Origin of the sequence: Pseudenemella bisphenolivorans (assembly GCF_051133435.1) — a bacterium.
Taxonomy (GTDB): Bacteria; Actinomycetota; Actinomycetes; order Propionibacteriales; family Propionibacteriaceae; genus JAAYAO01.
In genome coordinates this window covers 1-17,692 of sequence record NZ_JBPGNY010000006.1, presented here as the reverse complement: position 1 = coordinate 17,692, position 17,692 = coordinate 1, and the positions used below count along the sequence as shown (strand labels likewise).

General features: G+C 65.1%; 13 protein-coding genes. 9 read left to right on the top strand and 4 right to left on the bottom strand.

Going from position 1 to position 17,692, the window contains the following annotated elements; genetic code table 11:
* The first annotated feature begins 165 nt into the window (after positions 1-165).
* Together ACR4XW_RS14090 and ACR4XW_RS14085 are read left to right on the top strand one after the other, a co-directional pair.
* Positions 166-1,065, top strand: coding sequence for a CPBP family glutamic-type intramembrane protease (locus tag ACR4XW_RS14090; RefSeq protein ID WP_434761204.1), 900 nt, complete (start codon positions 166-168; stop codon positions 1,063-1,065).
* Between the two features lie 215 nt (positions 1,066-1,280).
* Positions 1,281-2,021, top strand: coding sequence for an ASCH domain-containing protein (locus tag ACR4XW_RS14085; protein WP_434761203.1), 741 nt, complete (start codon positions 1,281-1,283; stop codon positions 2,019-2,021).
* Positions 2,022-2,756: 735 nt separating this feature from the next.
* Here ACR4XW_RS14085 and ACR4XW_RS14080 read toward each other — a convergent pair.
* Positions 2,757-5,162: a S8 family peptidase gene (locus tag ACR4XW_RS14080; RefSeq protein WP_434761202.1), complete on the bottom strand. Its 2,406-nt coding sequence runs from the start codon at positions 5,160-5,162 to the stop codon at positions 2,757-2,759.
* A 92-nt stretch (positions 5,163-5,254) separates the two neighbouring features.
* Between ACR4XW_RS14080 and ACR4XW_RS14075 the strand changes: the two genes are divergently transcribed.
* Positions 5,255-6,559 (top strand): ISL3 family transposase, encoded by a 1,305-nt coding sequence (locus ACR4XW_RS14075; RefSeq protein ID WP_434761201.1) that lies wholly within the window; start codon positions 5,255-5,257, stop codon positions 6,557-6,559.
* Positions 6,560-6,820: 261 nt separating this feature from the next.
* Here ACR4XW_RS14075 and ACR4XW_RS14070 read toward each other — a convergent pair whose 3' ends face one another.
* Complete coding sequence (locus ACR4XW_RS14070; RefSeq protein ID WP_434761200.1) at positions 6,821-7,777, bottom strand: AAA family ATPase; 957 nt, start codon at positions 7,775-7,777, stop codon at positions 6,821-6,823.
* A gap of 267 nt (positions 7,778-8,044) precedes the next feature.
* Here ACR4XW_RS14070 and ACR4XW_RS14065 point away from each other — a divergent pair, with 267 nt between their 5' ends.
* Positions 8,045-8,389 carry a sulfate permease gene (locus ACR4XW_RS14065; RefSeq protein WP_434761199.1) on the top strand — a complete coding sequence of 115 codons (345 nt, stop codon included), beginning with the start codon at positions 8,045-8,047 and terminating at the stop codon, positions 8,387-8,389.
* Positions 8,390-8,457: 68 nt separating this feature from the next.
* The gene (locus ACR4XW_RS14060) at positions 8,458-9,453 is read left to right on the top strand and encodes a DNA-processing protein DprA (protein ID WP_434761198.1); all 996 of its coding nucleotides are present in this window, start codon (positions 8,458-8,460) and stop codon (positions 9,451-9,453) included.
* Between the two features lie 72 nt (positions 9,454-9,525).
* Here ACR4XW_RS14060 and mobF read toward each other — a convergent pair whose 3' ends face one another.
* On the bottom strand, positions 9,526-13,068 hold the full coding sequence (gene mobF, locus ACR4XW_RS14055; RefSeq protein WP_434761197.1) for a MobF family relaxase: 3,543 nt from the start codon (positions 13,066-13,068) through the stop codon (positions 9,526-9,528).
* A gap of 391 nt (positions 13,069-13,459) precedes the next feature.
* On the opposite strand from mobF, the gene erm reads away from it, so the two are divergent.
* Together erm and ACR4XW_RS14045 are read left to right on the top strand one after the other, a co-directional pair.
* Positions 13,460-14,278, top strand: a complete 819-nt coding sequence (erm, locus tag ACR4XW_RS14050; protein ID WP_434761409.1) for a 23S ribosomal RNA methyltransferase Erm — start codon at positions 13,460-13,462, stop codon at positions 14,276-14,278.
* A complete protein-coding gene (locus ACR4XW_RS14045) occupies positions 14,197-14,718 on the top strand; it encodes a helix-turn-helix transcriptional regulator (protein WP_434761196.1) in 522 nt (173 codons plus the stop codon). The genes erm and ACR4XW_RS14045 overlap by 82 nt, the downstream gene beginning before the upstream one ends.
* 7 nt (positions 14,719-14,725) lie before the next feature.
* On the opposite strand, the gene ACR4XW_RS14040 is transcribed toward ACR4XW_RS14045, so the two are convergent.
* Positions 14,726-15,322, bottom strand: coding sequence for a TetR/AcrR family transcriptional regulator (locus ACR4XW_RS14040; RefSeq protein WP_434761195.1), 597 nt, complete (start codon positions 15,320-15,322; stop codon positions 14,726-14,728).
* Between the two features lie 59 nt (positions 15,323-15,381).
* Between ACR4XW_RS14040 and ACR4XW_RS14035 the strand changes: the two genes are divergently transcribed.
* Both ACR4XW_RS14035 and ACR4XW_RS14030 read left to right on the top strand, forming a co-directional pair.
* Positions 15,382-16,461 carry a GNAT family N-acetyltransferase gene (locus ACR4XW_RS14035; protein WP_434761194.1) on the top strand — a complete coding sequence of 360 codons (1,080 nt, stop codon included), beginning with the start codon at positions 15,382-15,384 and terminating at the stop codon, positions 16,459-16,461.
* A gap of 133 nt (positions 16,462-16,594) precedes the next feature.
* Entirely contained in the window at positions 16,595-17,611 is a 1,017-nt protein-coding gene (locus ACR4XW_RS14030) for an MFS transporter (protein WP_434761193.1), read from the top strand.
* Positions 17,612-17,692 lie beyond the last annotated feature (81 nt).

The following is a 17,692-nucleotide window of genomic DNA, read 5'->3' as shown; positions in this document are numbered from 1 at the left end:
CAGAATGTCTTGTTGTGTAAACCCAACGACAATGTGCATCATGTCGTCATGATCAGTGACCGCAGGCCCAGAAACCACGATGCCTCCCGCCCCGGTGCCGGAACACCGAACGGGCCCCTGCGCGAGCCGTACACGGCAGTGAACTGGCGCCATATCGGTCTGTTCATGCTGATCTCGTACGGGCTCTTCGCCCTCTTCGCAGTCCCGTTCTGGATCCTGCCCGAAGGCATCAAGCACCCCCTGTACAGCATCGTCATCGGGGTGGGTATGTGGACGCCCGCCGTGGCATCCATCATTCTGGCGAAGTTCGTGGAGAAGACTTCGTGGCGTACGCGGGTGGGGCTGCGGTTTCGGGGCAAGTGGAAGCGAATCCTGATCTGGACGCCGCTGGCGGCACTGATCGTGCTGGCCGTGCATGTGATCACTGCGCTGGTGATGGTGCTGCGTGGCGTGCCCGGCGACCTCACCGGGCGCACCTGGCTGCGCCTCACCGTGCAGCAGCTCTCGGAACAGGCCGGAATGCCCGCCAGCCCGCTGCAGGCCATCATCTTCATGGCCATGATCATGATCGCGGGATTCCTCGTGACCAGTGTGATGACACTGGGTGAGGAGATCGGCTGGCGCGGTTGGCTGTGGCCGGCGCTCAAACCGCTGGGCACCCTGCGCGGCGCTTTCGTCGGTGGCATCATCTGGTCGCTGTGGCATCTGCCGATCGTCCTGATCGGGCACAACTACGCCGGTCAGCCACGCTACCTGGCGGTGCTGATGTTCCTTCTGCCGTGTATCGCGATGACGCTTCTGTTTGGGGCGATCACCGACCGCGCCGCTGGAAATCCGATTCCGGCTGCGGCCGCACATGGGGCGATGAACTCGTGGTTCGGCGTGGTTCTCGGCTTCATCAGCACCACCGACACCCCGGGTTCGGTGAACCTGTTCATCGATACGCCGCTGGGGTTGATCGGGGTGGTTATTCTCTTCGTGGCCGGAATCCTCGTGGCAGGGCCCCGCAACCTGTTCGCCGCCAAGCCCGCGGCGGCGCCGGTTGTCCGTCCCGAATCGTCCTGAGCCCGAGCCCCCGCAGTTGGGTGAGCCGGACGGCGCGAGCTTTGCCGACCAGCGGCAGTTTCAGCGCGAGCATCTTCTCCTCGGACACATTTCTGGCCGCCGAAGACTGCCTGCCGCAACGGGCCCGCACCTCCGGCCTTCGTGGTCGGGGCCAATATCTCGATGCCGCGAGCGTGCTGGGGTGGGGTGGAGCGTGACGCCCTACGATGAGTTGAATGATCAGCAACGACTTGCGACGACTGGTTCGGCTCACGGCTGAGCACGCTCGCCAGTGGCACGACGGTCAGAATCACACGGTGGCAGCGGGGCTGCTCACTGGTTCCGGTGAGGTCGTTCTCGGGTTGAACACCTACCACTTCCTGGGGGGCCCGTGCGGCGAGATCGCTGCATTGTCGAACCATGCATCGTCGCGGCCGAACGACCCCATCGTCGCCGTTGCCGCAGTTTATGGGCCGACCGGAGCGGTGATCGCCCCGTGCGGCAAGTGCCGTCAGGTTCTTCTTGACATCGATCCGGGTATCAGGTTCGTCGTCCGAGAAGCCAACGGCCTTACGAGCAGAACCGCCGCGGACCTCCTCCCGTTCGCCTACGACTGGCGTGCTGCTGAGCAGCCTCAGCGTCTCTATATGTGGGAAGGCTACGAGGAGCTCATCCGCTCGGGGGCGAAGACGCAGACCATCCGCGTCGATGATCCCTTCCGGCCGGGTCCGGCACAAGTGGTGTTCGAGAAGGAGAACGGCGAGGTCGTGGTCATCTCCGCGACGATCACCGATGTGCGTTCTGTTGCTCGTGCTGACGTGACGGAGGAGATCGCTGTCCGTGACGGGTTCTCGTGCCTCGATGACCTCCACCGCGCCCTCGACGTTCACTACCCGGGTCTCACGGTGGATGATCACGTGGATGTTGTCCGTTTCACCGTCGACGACCATCCTCATCACCCACCTCGAAACCGGTGAGATCATCGCAACCAACACCACCGACCCCGATCGCGGACACTGGCGCAACACACAACGAGAGCCCGGTCCATGGCCGGGCTCTCATCCGTGATACATGACGCGATTCATCCGAGACATATCTCGACTCATCACAATGCCCGCCCGAACACGACAAAACCCCCGAAGTCACAAGTTCGGGGGTTTAGGCTGAGTACCAAAAATTTTGTGGACCTAGCAGAAGGCTTGTCGAAACTCGCCCCGCCGGTGATTCAGATGTTGCGAGCACACCAGTCCATCCGCGCGAGAAAGCACAGGACGCACCGCCGGAGGCACCAACCGCAGCAGGCGCCGCGAGCGTCCGCAGACCTCCTCCAGCGAGCGGAAGCCGCTTACGCTGCCGGCGGGTCCCTGAAGGCTGTGGCCCGGCAAGTTGGCCTCGGACACGAGCGACTCTCTCGCCTCCTACGAGAAGGCGGTGTCGTCCTCCGCAACCACTCCCCGTCGATCAGCGAGATTCGGCTGATGCGGTCCATGTATGAGCAGGGGGCTTCACTGGAGCGTGTGGGCAACAAGTTCGGCTACACCGCGGGGACAGTCCGCAAACACTTGATCGCCGCCGGTGTCATGATGCGCGACACGCACGGTCGTGTCTGAACGGAGCCCCCCACGGCTTCGGCAAGAGCTCAAGACATCATGACCAACGCTGATGTTCCCAACAGGAGCTGGGTCCGAGTATGCAGTCCTTCGCCGTGCATATCAGCTCTGTACCCGGCCGCGCGCGCGATCGCGGGCTTGCTGCCGCAGTCTTGCCCGTACTTCGTCGTGGATCGTGGTCGAGGTCTGCTCTGCTGTCTCGATGGAGACCACGAGTGCGTATCGCACCGTCTTACCAGCACCAAGGTGTTGGGCGTCGTCCATGCATTCAACGTGGATCGGGAACGTGTCATCGTCGCCGAACACCATGGCGCGGTTGCCTTGGACGATCTCGTGTTGGAGGCTCCCTCGCCTGACCGAGTTGTGCTCCGCATCAATGCGTTCTCCGCCTGCGAGTTGCTTGTCTGGAGTGGCGAAGTACACCTTCGCACTTCGGTAGCGGTTGAGCCGACTGACAGTGGGGGCCATGTACGCCAGGGTGATGGTGAGGCGATGCCATTCTGCGCGTGCACGAAGCGAAGGCGGGAGTGGCAACTCGTAGGTGTGACGTTGGTCGCCGGCTATCAGCCCTCCGCTGACTAGGACTGCTCTGTTTGTGGCCCCAGCGCCGAGTCGATCTGTGTCGAGGCGCCCGTAGCCCAGATGCGCGGTCAGGTGTCGACGAGCTTCCTGCTTGCTCAGCTTGAGTTCGCGGCGCAGTTGCGGTTCCCAATCGCCCCAGCTTGTCGCATGGGCAAGGAGGGCTCTCACTAGTAGTGGATGATATTGAGGATCTGGCAGCGGCGCGTCTTCTGAATCGTCGGAGCCAGCTTCAAGGACATCGAAGAGTCGGCTGGCCTCGCGCGTCACCAGTGCCGTTGCGTTGCTCGTGCCGACGCTGAAGACGGTGTGGTTGGTTGCGCCTGCTCGCCCAGGTGCAGCCACCTGGAGCCCCGGACCGGTAGTTGCGGTCTGGGCCAGTTCCACGGCAACGGTTTCTAGGCGATCGGATGGAATGACAGGGCGGGTGTAGAGCGCTCTGCCACCGGTGTGGTGCAGGTCGGGCTTGACTGATCGATCGACGCCGGGTCCCGTCGCGCCGTAGTGGGCAGGTCCGTTCGGGTGCGTAATGTCCCAGGCGGTGTCTGGTACGTCGATATCGCCGAGTCCGTCGGTGTGGGTCGCTCCGATGGTGAGTGCGTTGAGAGCATCTCCTGGAGGGAGGATGCCGCGCAACAGCGCACTGTCGTGGAGGGTTCGGATTGCAGCGGATCGAGCGGATTCGGGGTCGCTGGCCACGGTAATGGGAATTGTGATTGGGCCGAGGTGATTGCCAGCGCTGACGATGAACAGCAGGTTGTAGGAGTGAGCTAGCCAGTCGAGTAGCCGGCCAACAGGGCTCATCCTTCTCACGAGCGCTCGTGCTTGGGACCCGATGGAGAGGTTGATGACGCGCACGCTGGGTGCGACAGGGTCGTGGCCGGCATCACCTTCAACGATTCGCTTGACCGCGCGGTGTAGCAGGTCAGGGAACAGCCTGTCTGGCAGGGTCTGTTCGTGTCCTGACATGAACTCGTGGGGTTGCATGATTGGACGCACATAAAGGGGCCGGTCGATCGGTTCACTGCGGGTGGCAAGGTCTCCATGAATGATCAAGGACGCCATCGCCGTGCCGTGGTAACGAGAGGCCAGCGGGTAGTCCTCGCCAAGACCATCAGGATCATCGACTACCAGTCGACCTGCGAGGGCGTCATGGTTAGCGAACGGCAACCCATCCAGCAAGGCGACCCTAGGCAACTCAGAAGGGGCACCTTCTCGGGGTGCCAGGTCGAACTGAATACTCGTTTCCGTGGTCGGCGGCGCGACGTGCATAGGGGTGAACGGGCTGACAAACATGACTTCGTCTGTGGCCAACAGCTGGATCGACTCGGCACCGTCGGTGGTCAGTGAATGAACCTGTTGTATCGGCAGTTCGGCAAGCAGGGCGTGGTAGCTGATAGCCCCGATCTGAGAGCGATCGAGCACACGTCCGCCACTGGCGGCGATGACTTGCTCGACGTGCGCTTGCGCGGTGGCGCGCTGTCTAGCATCGGAGCGGTACCACAGCTCGACTTCAACCATCACAGTGCTCACGGATTGGCCGACGAGGTCGAGCGTCTCTTGCCACTGTTCGCGAAGGCCGGTCTCCCGGATGCGATCCTCTGGCCCCCAGCGTCTGATTGAGGTGAGCTGCTCGAACGCTGTCTTGAACCTGCCGAGGCCACGAGCAAACTTTGTTGTCGGGTCTGTTTGCCAAGTCTTGAACAAGCTGAGGAGTTGATCAATCGCTTTTGCGTTCGACAGCATCAGGTACAGGGAGTGCTGAACGGGCTTGTCCGTACGGCCGCTCTTGGACTCCACCATGTGGAAATCGTCGTCAGGGTCAGATTGCTCCCCGATCAATTCAGACAAGAACTCCAGCCCGTCAACTTTGTCGATCGCGTTGCGGAAATCCGTGACGCTGCCAGCGAGGTCAAAGAGGCTCTTCAATCTTCCGCGTGACGCGGTCCTGACGTAGGTGCTCGTGGCCCTGCGGCAGGGTGGGTGTTCTTCAGGCATCCATCCAGACAGGAACCACGAGCGTGTCCCAGCCTACGGCGGGCGCGGCCTCTTCGGCTGCGTCGGCGTTGTTCAACCTGCCCGACTACGAGGTCCTCGAGGTGATCCGCGGCGCTGAGGGCGACCGCACTGTCGTGATCGCGACCACCGTGTCCGAGGCGGCCTGCCCGGCCTGCGGGGTGCTCAGTAGTCGGGTCCATCAGCGGACCCGGCAGCGGCTCGCCGATGTGGGGTTCGACGGGCGAGTCGAGGTCGCTTGGCTCAAGAAGAGGTGGAAGTGCGCCGAGCCGCTGTGCGCGAAGGCGACGTTCACCGAGCACACCGACCAGGTACCGCCCCGAGCCCGGCTCACCAGACGGCTCGCCGACGCGGTCCTCGAGGCGGTCGCGGGCGAGGTCCGCGCGATCGACCGGGTGGCCGGCCAGTTCGGGGTCTCCTGGCCGACCGTGCAGCGGCTGATCGACCGGGCCTCAGCCGACCTCGCCATCAGGCGCCGAGCCCGACCCCGGCTGGTGCGATCCCTCGGCATCGACGAGCACCGGTTCCGCAGCGTGCGCTGGTTCCGCGACGACACAGGATCGTGGCGGCGAGTCGAGCCGTGGATGACCACCTTCGTCGACCTCGCCACCGGTGAAGTCATGGATGTGGTCGACGGCCGCAACGCCGGCGCGGTCGCGAACTGGCTCGCCGCGCAGCCACGGTGGTGGCGCCGCCGGGTCGAGGTCGTCGCGATCGACCCCTCGGCCGCGTTCCGCTCCGCGGTCCGCCGCTGGCTGCCCAAAGCAAGAGTGAGCGTGGACCACTTCCACCTGGTCAAGCTCGGCAACGACATGCTCACCGGTGTTCGCAGGCGTGTGGCCTGGGAGCGGCACGAGCGGCGTGGCCGCAAGAACGACCCCGCGTGGGCACACCGACTGCTCCTGCTGCGCGGTTACGACAGCCTGTCCGACGCGGGGAAGGCAAAGCTCGAGAAGGTGCTGCGCAGCGACGACCCCACCGACGAGATCGGCGCCGCGTGGGGCATCAAGGAAGCACTGCGGCTGACCCTGAAGGCACCCACCGTGGCCGTCGCCCGGCAGCGCAAGACCGACCTGTTCGACCGCTGCGTCGCCATGGGCCGCCTGCCCGAGGCCGACCGACTCAAGCGCACGATCGACTCGTGGTGGGGCGAGATCGAGACCTTCATCGACACCCATGCGACCAACGCCCGCACCGAGGCCGCGAACGTCACCATCAAGAACATCAAGCGCACCGGCAGGGGGTACCGCTCCCACACCAACTACCAGTCCAGGATCATGCTCTACAACGCCGCCCGGAGCGCGGCGTGAACACCCACCGCATCACGCGGAAAGTCGGAGAGCCGTCAAAGACCACTACCAAGGCCGGATCTACCTCGTCCGGCGTGTCAGGCGAGAGACGTGCGCGCTCGGCATCGAACGCCGAGCGCAGTTCACCAAATTGCGGTGTCAGGCGTGCGCCCTGCCTGCCGCTGGTTGGTTTGGACAAGCGTGGCAGATCGCGTGTTTTCTGTTTTGGTCGGCCTGCAACCTTTGGTGGCCCGAATGCCAGGAGGGGCCGAGGTTCGGCCGTCATCCCGTCGCCTGATCTCGTCTGTGCTCCAGACGTTCTTGGACGATCTTCCGGAGGTTGCTGTCGGGGAGTTCGAGGACTGCCCTGCGACGCACGTCGAGAGCGAACTCTTCCAGTTCGGAGAAGCTAGCTCCCGCAAGTTTGTCCGCCAGAGTGCGCGGGGCAAATCCGAGATCACCGCCCAGCCGGGCGGCGAGGCGTTCGAGAAAGCGTGTCGCTTGAGCACGGCTGGGTGGTTCGAGTTCGGCGCGGATCTGGAAGCGTCGCCATGCTGCCCGGTCGAGAAGCTCGCTGTGGTTTGTCGCCCCGACTAGAAGGACATGCGGAGGCAGCCGGTCGATCTGGAGCAGCAGTGTCGAAACCACGCGCTTGATCTCTCCTGTCTCGTGCTCGTCCGATCGCTCTTTAGCGATGGTGTCAAGTTCGTCGAAAAACAGGACGCAACGGCGCGTCCGTGCGAACTCGAAGGCATTGTCGAGCCGTGCAGCGGTTTCGCCCAAGAAGCTTGAGACCACTCCTTCATAACGGATGACGTAGAAGGGCAGCATCAGTTCTGAGGCGATCGCCTCGGCGACGCTGGCTTTGCCGTTACCCGGCGGACCAGACAACAGGAGTCGATTGCGGGGCTCGATTCCGTAGCTGCGGAGCAGCTCGGAACGCTTTTGCTCTTCAATCAACTCAGCGACGACCCGACGAGGGACCGGTGCAAGCTCTAGCTCTTCCAAGCGGCGTTGAGGAACGATCTCCTGGATCAGGTCGCGCATAGCTGCGGCGTGGTCGTCACGCGGAGCGCTCTGCCCAGTGGTTGTAATCAGCTCGGACAAGCGGTCGGCGACAAGGTGGTGCTGGTTGGCTCGCTCCTCAGCGATTACAGCTTCGACGAGAACGCGAAATCGGTCTCGGTCACCACGTCTCTCGGCTTCGACGAGGTCAAGTAGCAGGTCAGCACGCGCCATCTCTGCCTCCTTGAACCGCTAGCCGTTACCCTTGCACCATCTTAGCGGCGAGCACCGGGAACCGAGAGAGCCTCGCCGCCGTGGACACCCCGGTCCTCGCGCGACAGCGGCGGGTTCACTTCCCCCGCGACTGCCAGGCAGTATGGTTACCTGTAGGCGGCCTCTACCTGCGTGGCCCACCGTTGGATGCGGTGGGTGACCTGATGGCTTCGGTCGGAGTGGTCCTCTTGTTTCCTTGTCGCCGGTGACGAGGAGAGGACTGTGCTCATGTTTCGCCTGATCTGGATCGCCAGCATCCACACGCGTGACTTCCTGCACCGATACATGCCGACCAACATCGTGGTGGGCAAGCTCCGCACGCGGCGGGGGCTGAAGTGGGGCGTGCCGGCGATGTTGCTGGCCATCCCGTACCTCGCGGTCGCGAACATCATGACGATTCTCATTGACCGCGGTGCACCGGGATGGTTCCACCTGCTGGTGCTGCTGTGCATCTGGAACGCGTTGAAGTTCCTGGTCATGGGCCCGGTGAGCGTAGTGCTGTTGGTACGAGCCCGCACTGCTGAGCGTCGCGACCGGCGCATGCTGTCACGTTCGCCGCCACCCACGGCCTGACGGCCGGGCGAGGCTCGCGGGCTGCGCTTGCGCACCTTCTCGGCGAAGTCTGTCGAGAAGGGGCCGTCATGTCTGCTGTTGCTGGTCTTGGTGTTGATGAGCGTCGTGCCCGGGTAGCGCTGTCGCTGTTGGCGGAGCCGGATGATCCTGTCACGGGCGGGATGCTGCGGCGTGTGGGTGCGGTTGAGACGCTCGGGCTGCTCGACACCGACATGACCGTGCCTGGTCTGGGTCGGGTTGATGGTCAGGTGTGGCGCGACCGCCTCACCTCACCGGGCAGGCTGGATGGGCTGGAGCAGCGGCTGCGCATGGTTGAGGAGAGCGGGATCGCCACGCTGATTCCGGGTGATGGGCAGTGGCCCCGGGCGCTGGATGATCTCGGCGACCGCGCTCCGTATGTTCTGTTCGTGCGGGGCACGACGTCGTTCCTGGCTCGACCGTTGAACGATCTGGTGACGGTCACGGGGTCTCGGGCGGTTTCCGCGTATGGGGAGCATGTCGCGGACGAGCTGGCGGGCGACCTCGCGAACCGTGAGCGTGTTCTGGTGGCTGGTGGTGCTTATGGTGTCGAGGCTGCCGTGCACCGCGCGGTGTTGGCGGCCGGTGGGGACACGATCGCGGTGCTCGCCGGTGGCGTGGACCGCCCCTACCCGAGCGGGCACCGTGACTTGCTGGAGCGGGTGGGTGATGTGGGTGCACTGGTCAGCGAGCTTCCTCCCGGATCAGTGCCGACGCGGCATCGGTTCCTAACCCGCTCCCGACTGCTGGCGGCCATGTCAGCGGCGACGGTGGTCGTGGAGGCCGGCGCGCGATCGGGGGCACTGCGCGTGGCGTCCGAGGCCCGCCAGCTCGGACGCCAGGTCGGTGCAGTGCCGGGGCCGGTCACCAGCGCCACCAGTCATGGTCCGCACGAGCTACTCCGCACCGGCCACGCACACCTGGTCACCTCCGCTCCCGACGTCGAACAACTCACCGCCGACCGCGTGACCCAGCGTCCGGGCTTGTCGGCCGAGTTCGCGCAACATATGGGGCCGGCGGCTGGTCCGCCGGAGCGATCGCTGTAGCCCGGTCGACAGATTGTGGGGTCTCGCACCATCCGTTTGGACGGTGCGAGACCCTTTCTTTGTGCACCGCCGTTACAGGTCGAGGTGCCGAGTCGCCTGGGCGGCGGGACGTCGACGCTCGTTCTCGATGGTTGGGCGGGTCAGCGTTCGTAGTGCGGTTTCGGCCCGGGCGCGGTCGATCTTCTGCGCTGTGCTCTCTGGTTGGGTGCCGAGCGGTGCCGGGTCGGTGATCTGGTAACGATCACGGTAGGCAGCGACCACCACAGCTCGCCGTCGCCACTGCTGCCGCTCCCGCCCACTGGGGGTGATCGGGCCGAGTGCGGTAACCCAGGGCTCTTCCGTGTGGAGGGCGGTGTCGAGGACGGCTTCTGCTCGGGATTCGATGAGCTGGCGGCGCTCGGCCAGGGCCCGTTGCATGTCGGGGATCATGGGACCGTCGGCTTCAGGGATCAGCCCGGCGATGAGACGCGGCGCCTGCCGTGTGCGGCCGGAGCCGGCGGGTCGGGTGGTGGCGTTGGCGAGGCGGTGGTGGATGACGGAGGCGATGTCGTCGGCGTCGGCGAACCCGCGAGCCTTGATGAGGCGTGGCAGGAGGGCCTCGACGTTGTGGTGGTTGGCTTCGGCCCGGCGCAGTTCCGCGGTCAGGGCGCCGAAGGCGTCGGAGTCGATGACGGCTTGTGCTTGCTCGTCGGTGAGCCCGGAGCCGCGGACCAGGGTCGTCCAGCGGTCGTGTTGGGCTGCGGCGGCGATGGTTTCGTATTCGGCGGCGAGTTGGGCGATCGAGCCCCACCGGTCTTGCTCGGCGGTGATGGTCTCGTGCGCCGACAGCTCAGCACCACTGTGTTGCAGCACGCCGTAGAGGACCGTGCGGGCGGTGGCGTCGGGATTGTCGCCCGGGTGCGGAGTGGCGTGGTCGTCGGGTCGGTCGAGGATGACGTAGGCCTGGTTCGATTCGCGTCCGCGGGTCATGGCGACATACAAGTTCTCCCTGGTGGTGGTGGGTTCGACGAGGACGTGGGCGGTGTCGGTGGTGAGGCCTTGGGCGCGGTGGGCGGTGACGGCGTAGCCGAGGTCGACGTGCTCAGCCACGTAGTCAGCGGGCAGCACGATGTTGTTACCAAACCGGGCACCGGGCGGGCGGATCGTGACCGACCCATCGCCGCGAACGGCGGTGATGGTCCAGGTTTGGCCGTTGCGGACCCAGCCGCGCCGGTTCCGCAGCCGCCGGTCGTTGCGACGGGTGATGATCGTGTCACCCACGCCCGCTGCCGATCCGTCGGACAGGGCGATTTCAGGGCCGGGCTTCAACGCGCCGTCCAGGATGAGGTCGGCGCGGGCGCGGACGTTGAGGGCGGTGACGTTCTCGCGGGTTTCAGCGATCAGCACCGACACCAAACCCTGCTGCCGGTCGTGGCGCCAGGCGGTGTAGGCGGCATCGGTCATGGCCTCGGCGTCACCATCATGGATGCGGCCGTGGTCGAGGTAGGTGTCGATGACTGGGGTGCGGCCGTGCCGCAATTCCAGGGACGCGGTCTTCTCCCAGGCGTGGGTGAAGCGGTGAACATCGACCAGCTCGGGAGCATCGTCACGGTCGTGGATCAACAGACTGAACGCACCACCAGCATCGACGGACTGGAGCTGGGCGTAGTCACCGACCAGCAGCACCTTCGCCCCCGCCTCCTCAGCTGCCTGCGTGATCCGATCCAAGGACAGGGTGCCGGCGAGGGAGGCTTCGTCGATGATGACCAGCTGCCCGGCCTGGAAGGTGGCGCCGGTGTGTTGATGGGTGGTCCACCACTTCGCCGTGTTCTCCGTCTGAATGCCCAGATCGTCGGCCAGCACCTGCGCCGCCACCGCCGACGGCGCCAGTCCAACTACCGACCCGGCACCATGCGAGGCTTCCCATGCCCGGCGCAGCGCATTCATGGCGGTGGTCTTCCCGGCCCCTGCCGGCCCCACCAACACATCCACGACCCGGCCCGAGACGGCGACCGACGCCAAAGCTGCGGCCTGGTCCTGGCCGAGCACCCGACCCTCGGCGTCACGCTTGCTCGTGATGGTCTCGACAATAGCGAGGTCGACACTCGGCCCGGTGGTAGTGCGGGCCCGTTTCAGGAGGCGGTCTTCGGCGGCGAGGAGGGTGTCGGAGGAGAACACGGTCGAGTGCTTCGGGCGGAACACGCTGGTGCCATCCAGGCGGCGGAACTCCACCGGACTGGTCGCTAGCTCGGGTGGGGTCAGGCGCAGGGACGCCTGTTCGGCAGCGTCAGCAACCATCGCGGTGATGACTTCGCGGTCCTCGACGGTGGCGAACCGCCACCCCATCGTCTGGCGGGCGGCTTCGGCCATCAGGTTCCAGCGCCGCCACGTCGAGCGCTTCTCACCGACCACCTCGACCACCGACCGCCCCACCTGCTCGATCAGATCCAACGGCACATCATCAGCCCGCAACAGCATCTGCCGCTCCCCACCCGTGACGCTGCGCGCCCACACCGTCGCATCATTGCCGAGGACTCTGCTGGCGCGGGTGCGCCACTGTTCGGTCAGCTCCGCTAACGAGCGGACCTGCTTGCCCGGACGCGTCGCGAGCGTGGCCTGGGCACGCAACCGGATCACGGTGGCATCAGATGGCTGCCGGCCGTAGGAGGCTACGTACTCGGCCACCAGCCGGTCCTTCTCCACCTCGATCTGTCGCGCCCGCGTGGAGAACTCCGCCACCAGGTCTTCGGGGACGTCGGTGATCGCCCAGGACGGGTTCCGGTCCCGGCCCATCTCCCGCGCCTCCCAGCTCACGCCGAAGGTGCGGGTCATGTGATCGGCGAACACGGCCTCGTGCAGCTCCGACAACGCGACCACCGCGGCATGCATCGGACGCCCATCCAGACTCCGCCACTTCCCATCCAACACCGTGCGGACCTTGTTGCTGATCACCACATGCGTATGCAAGTGCGGGTCACCGGCGCGGGAATCGAAGTGATCAAACGCCGTCGCGATCAAACCCGTGACGTCGACCTGTGCAACCGCGCCATCCCCAGCAGTTGCGCCCGTGCGAGTGGCTGCAACCTCGCGCTCCATGAACGCAACCACCGCCGCAACCGCCTCATGATGGGCTTGCGCAATCAACGCCTGCGTCCCCGCGTCCGCAACCGCCCACAACACCGACGCCGACTTCGGCACACTGAACGTGAAATCAAACCCCGCCACCGCACGCCGCGACCCCCGCGCAGCCTCCTCAGCCTCAATCTGCGCAACCCTGCGACCCCGCTCCACCGCCCCCAGCGCCGGGTCCAGTTGCGCGACGCGATCCGCAACCCGCTCCCCAGTCGAGCTGTACACCGGATACGCCCGCCCCAACGGCACGCCAGTAATCGGGTCCCGCCCCATCCCCACCAGCAACTGAAGCTGCGCCTCCGACACCTGCGCACCCGGAGCGAGTTCACCATGACCCAGAGCAGCCACGCCCGAGCCAAGCCAACGCCCGGGCGGGGTGCCCGCCTCGGCGTAATAGCGGGTCAACGGAGTCGACAACGACCGGTCGCCGTCGCCGGCCGCCACCGTGCGCAGCAGGTACGTGTAGCCGTCACCAGCCGACATCACCCGCATCGACACCGTCACCCAAACCACCCCTCACCTGGTCGTCACACAGGTGAGCCGGCAGCCTCCCGACCTCGATCTGCAAGACGCGTGGCGTCTCTGTCGAGATCTCTCACGGAACGAATCCCGATGTTGCCGAGGCTCTGCGGCCGTGGATTAGCTCGGGATTCGTACTGGCCAGCATTGATACGGATCTGCGCGTCTTTGAGCAGAGACGGGATATTGAGTCGCTGACCGGCAGTGGATTCACCTACGCTGGTTGGCATGTTGGTTTACGGCACTGCTTCGCTGCGTCTGCGCAGCCGCTAACAGCGGCGAGCACCCTCCACAGGTTGTTGCTCCCGCCCCCGGTGATCACGGCCGGGCGGCTCTTTTCAGCGTGCCCGGCCCCGCAACAACCACGGAGCAAACAGTGCCTACCTATCGAGGTGGCCGTCATGAGCACGGCCAGAACTTCCTGACAGACCCATCCACCATCGTCACAATCACACGGCTCGTGGCCACCACCGAGGGCCCGATCATCGAGATCGGCTCCGGTGACGGAGCACTCACCTCGCCGCTATCCCAGCTCGGGCGACCGGTGACAGCCGTCGAGATCGACACCCGACTCGCCCGACGCTTGACCCAACGGCTCCCACCGCACGTGGAGGTCGTCGCCGACGACTTCCTGACCTACCGGCTTCCCACGTCTGCGCATGTGCTCGTCGGCAACCTGCCGTTTCACCAGACCACGGCCATGCTGCGACGCATCCTGCACGCCCCGGCATGGACCGATGCCATCGTGCTCGTGCAATGGGAAGTTGCGCGGCGCAGAGCAGGAGTTGGCGGTGCCACGATGATGACCGCACAATGGGCGCCCTGGTTCGAGTTCACGCTGCACAGTCGTGTTCCCGCTCGCGCGTTCACCCCACGCCCGGGAGTCGACGGCGGAATCCTCACCATCCACCGCCGCGAACACCCGCTGCTGACTCCGGCCGAACGACGCCAGTTCCACGCCCTGGTCCACCGCGTCTACACCGGTCCCGGCCGCGGGCTCGCCCAGATCCTCGCACGCACCACCGCACTCGGCTCACCGCAGGCGGCACATGCGTGGCTGACACGCCAGGGCGTGAACGCTGCCGGACTGCCGAAGGACCTGCCCGTCGAGGCATGGGTGGACTTGTTCAAGACCACGGGCTCCTCGCCACCGCCCCGCCGCACGCAGTCGTCCTCAGGAAGGCGGCGGCGATGAGCATCGAACTCTCGTGGCGAGTCTGCCCGGACGAGACCACACCCAGCCATGCGTGCCCGGCCGAGACAGCCGCACACCATGCAGCACGGCTCCTCGCTCAAGACCCCGGACGGGATTGGCGGCTCCGTGACCTCGCCACACTGGTCCATCTATCCACATCCCAGCTGGGCAGAGCGTTCACACAGCGATTCGGGATGCCGCCCATGCGGTACCTCGCTCATATTCGGGCCCACCGGCTGGCCGAGCTCCTGGTCGAGACTGATCTTCCGATCGGTGTCGCCATGACACACGTCGGGTGGCACAGTCGCGGCCACGCCGCACGGCAGTTCACCGCCATCGTCGGGATGAACCCTTCCAGTTATCGGCGCACTGCGATTGCGCGATCTCTCACGGGTACTAGCCAGTGGCCATCAGCAGCACAGGGCAGCCCCGAATCATAAGGTCCCCTCAAGACAGGAGTGCCGCGATGCCGTCGGCGAGGATCTCGTCTGGGCTGATGTGGTGCGTCGCGTGGAGTCGCGCGTAGGTGGGGGCTTGGTCGGGGTCGATGGCGACGCGCTTCTCGTCAGGCGCCATGGGGGCGGTCATGGAGGCGCCGATCACCAGGTTGGACAGCAGGTAGGCAGTTCCCAGCGGATCCGGGGTGCCCGCTTGTTCGAGCAGGACGCACATCCGCTCGGAAAGGGCCAGGTAGGCGGGGCCCCTGGGTGCGCGCATGCCGATGACCTGACCGGCCCACCGGTGGGTCGTGAGGTGCGCGAAGAATGCTTGCATCAGGGCGGGCAGGTCAGCGTTGCGTATCGACTCGGACATCACGGGATCGTCTGCAAGCGCCGTGTCGAGGGCGAGGTCGAACAGATCGTCGACGGATTCCACGCGGGAGTACAGGCTGGCTGGAGCGACACCCACCTGTTGCGCCACGGATCGCAGGGTGAGGGCCCTCAACCCACCTTCGTCCAGCAGCCTCACCGATGCCCTCGCAACCTCCACGATGTCCACTGCGCGGAGGCGCTGCACAGGTTTGCGGTGTTCCCAGTAGCTCACCCCACCAGCCTAACCAAACATGCTTCAGTTAGCTATCCATTCTATGTTAGGTTTAGCGCATGCTGGATGCCACCACCCTTCCGATCACCTTGGAGAACACTCGACTACGTCCCCTGTACGAGCTGGACGCAGACGCGTATGCGGCCGGCACCAGGGATGAGGCTGTGCGGCGCTTCGGCCACCTGCCCGAGCCTGACTACACCCCCGAGTCCGTGCGACGGATGATCCGCGAAGAAGTTGCGGCGGGTCTGTCGTCCGGCACGTTGGCCGTCCTCGCACTTGCCGACGCCGAGACGGACCGGTTCGTCGGCTCCTTGGTGCTCTTCGATGTCAGCTCTGAGGCTGCCGAGGTCGGGTTCTGGATTCATCCCGATGCACGGGGGGATGGGCACGCTCGTCGGGGTCTGGAGCTGGCAACGCGCTTCGCACACAACAGTGGACTTCGAACCCTCACGGCACGCACACTTCCGGAGAACAAGGCCTCTCAGCGGTGCTTGACGACCGCAGGTTTCCGTGAGGTCGAGCGGCGCGTCGGGACCACGCCCGCAGGACAGCAGGAGGAGTTGTTCCATTACCGGCGCGATCTCGTGCCCACCGCCCAGTGGCCGTTGGTGACGGAGCGGCTCCGGCTCCGGCTGCACGAGGCAGACGATGCCGCATGGCTTCACGAGCTGTACTCGCAACCCGACGTTACCCGCTACCTGTTGGACGAGCCATGGACCGCGGAAGTCACCCGCGAAAAGCTCGCCGAGCGGCTAGCGAAGACCAACATCGATGGCGAGACTGGTGCGCTTGCGCTGGTCATCGAGCATGGCGGCGTCGCGATCGGAGATGTGGCCCTCTGGCTCACCGATCACGAGCACCGTCAAGGCGAGATCGGGTGGGTTCTCGACCCGGCGCACGGTGGGCAAGGTTTCGCCAGCGAAGCCGTCCGAGCAGCACTCGCCCTCGGGTTTGATCACTACAAGCTCCACCGCGTCACCGCGCAGATGGATGCCCGCAACAGCGCCTCGGCAGCACTCGCTCGTCGTGTCGGGCTCCGGCTCGAAGCACATCACGTCCAGGACTGGTTCAGCAAGGGCGAATGGACCGACACCCTCATCTTCGCGCGACTTGCCTCCGAGAACATGCGCCAATGATCGGGAGTCTGACTTTCATGCTCCCTGTACGCGGCTCCCAAATCTACCGCGCTCTGACGACGTATCGGCATATTGAAAGGCTGAGATGACTCAGGATCCCCCTGCGCCGGCCTCGCAGCGCACACGGTGGTTCGTGCTCACCGCCGTCTCTCTCGGTTTGCTGCTTGCAACGGTCGACACTTCGATTCTCTACGTGGTCGCGCCTCTTCTGACGGACGAGTTGTCGGCGAGCGTAAGTGAGTCACTGTGGATCATCAACATGTACCCCCTCGTCATGACTGGCCTACTGCTGGGCACCGGGACGCTCGGGGATAGGTTCGGACACAAGCTGGTGTTCCAGATTGGCATCAGCGCGTTCGGGATAGCTTCACTACTCGCAGCCTTCTCTCCAAACGCGTGGGTGCTGATCGTCGCGCGGGCACTACTCGCGGTGGGTGCAGCACTAATGCTGCCCGCGACACTCGCGATCATCCGGTTCACGTTCGAGGACGAGGATGAGCGCAACGTCGCCATCGCTGTTTGGTCGAGTGTCTCGATCGGTGGCATTGCCTTCGGTCCGCTCGTTGGAGGCCTGCTCCTGGAGTGGTTCTGGTGGGGCTCGGTCTTCCTCATCAATGTTCCCTTTGCCCTCGTGACCTTCTCGTTGGCGGCCATGTACGCGCCAGCGGCTCGCGCATCGACAAGAACGTCCTGGGACTTGCTGTCATCTGTGCTGGCGCTCGTTGGGTTGACTGGCCTAGTCGCAGCGATCAAGCAGGGTGCCGTATCGGCCCCCTCCGGTGTGTTCATTACAGGGGCACTTGCGACGAGTTTCGTCTGCTTCTGGTGGTTCGCACGGCGCCAGCGGAGACTCCCAACACCGCTCCTGGAATGTTCGGTCTTCCGCAGCCGATCGGTCGTTGCCGGTGTCTTGGCAGCAGGGCTGGCTACATTCGTCTTTGCCGGAGTTGGGGCGGTGACTTCTCAGCACTTCCAGCTGGTTCGTGGATTCTCACCCCTGCAGAGCGGACTCCTGTTGGCCGCGATCGCGGCGGGCGCGACGGTGACCTCCCTCCTTGCGGGTTCACTGCTTTCCCGAGTCGGGCCGCGTCGCCTGCTCGGCGCTGGCTGTGTTGTTGCGGGCGGAGGTTATGCGGCTATCCGCAGTTGAACGTGGTGGCCTGCTGATTCAAGGGTGAGCGCCTGCCGTGTCGGTGGGCGCTGGCCAGGAGGATACGGGCTTGGTAGTGCT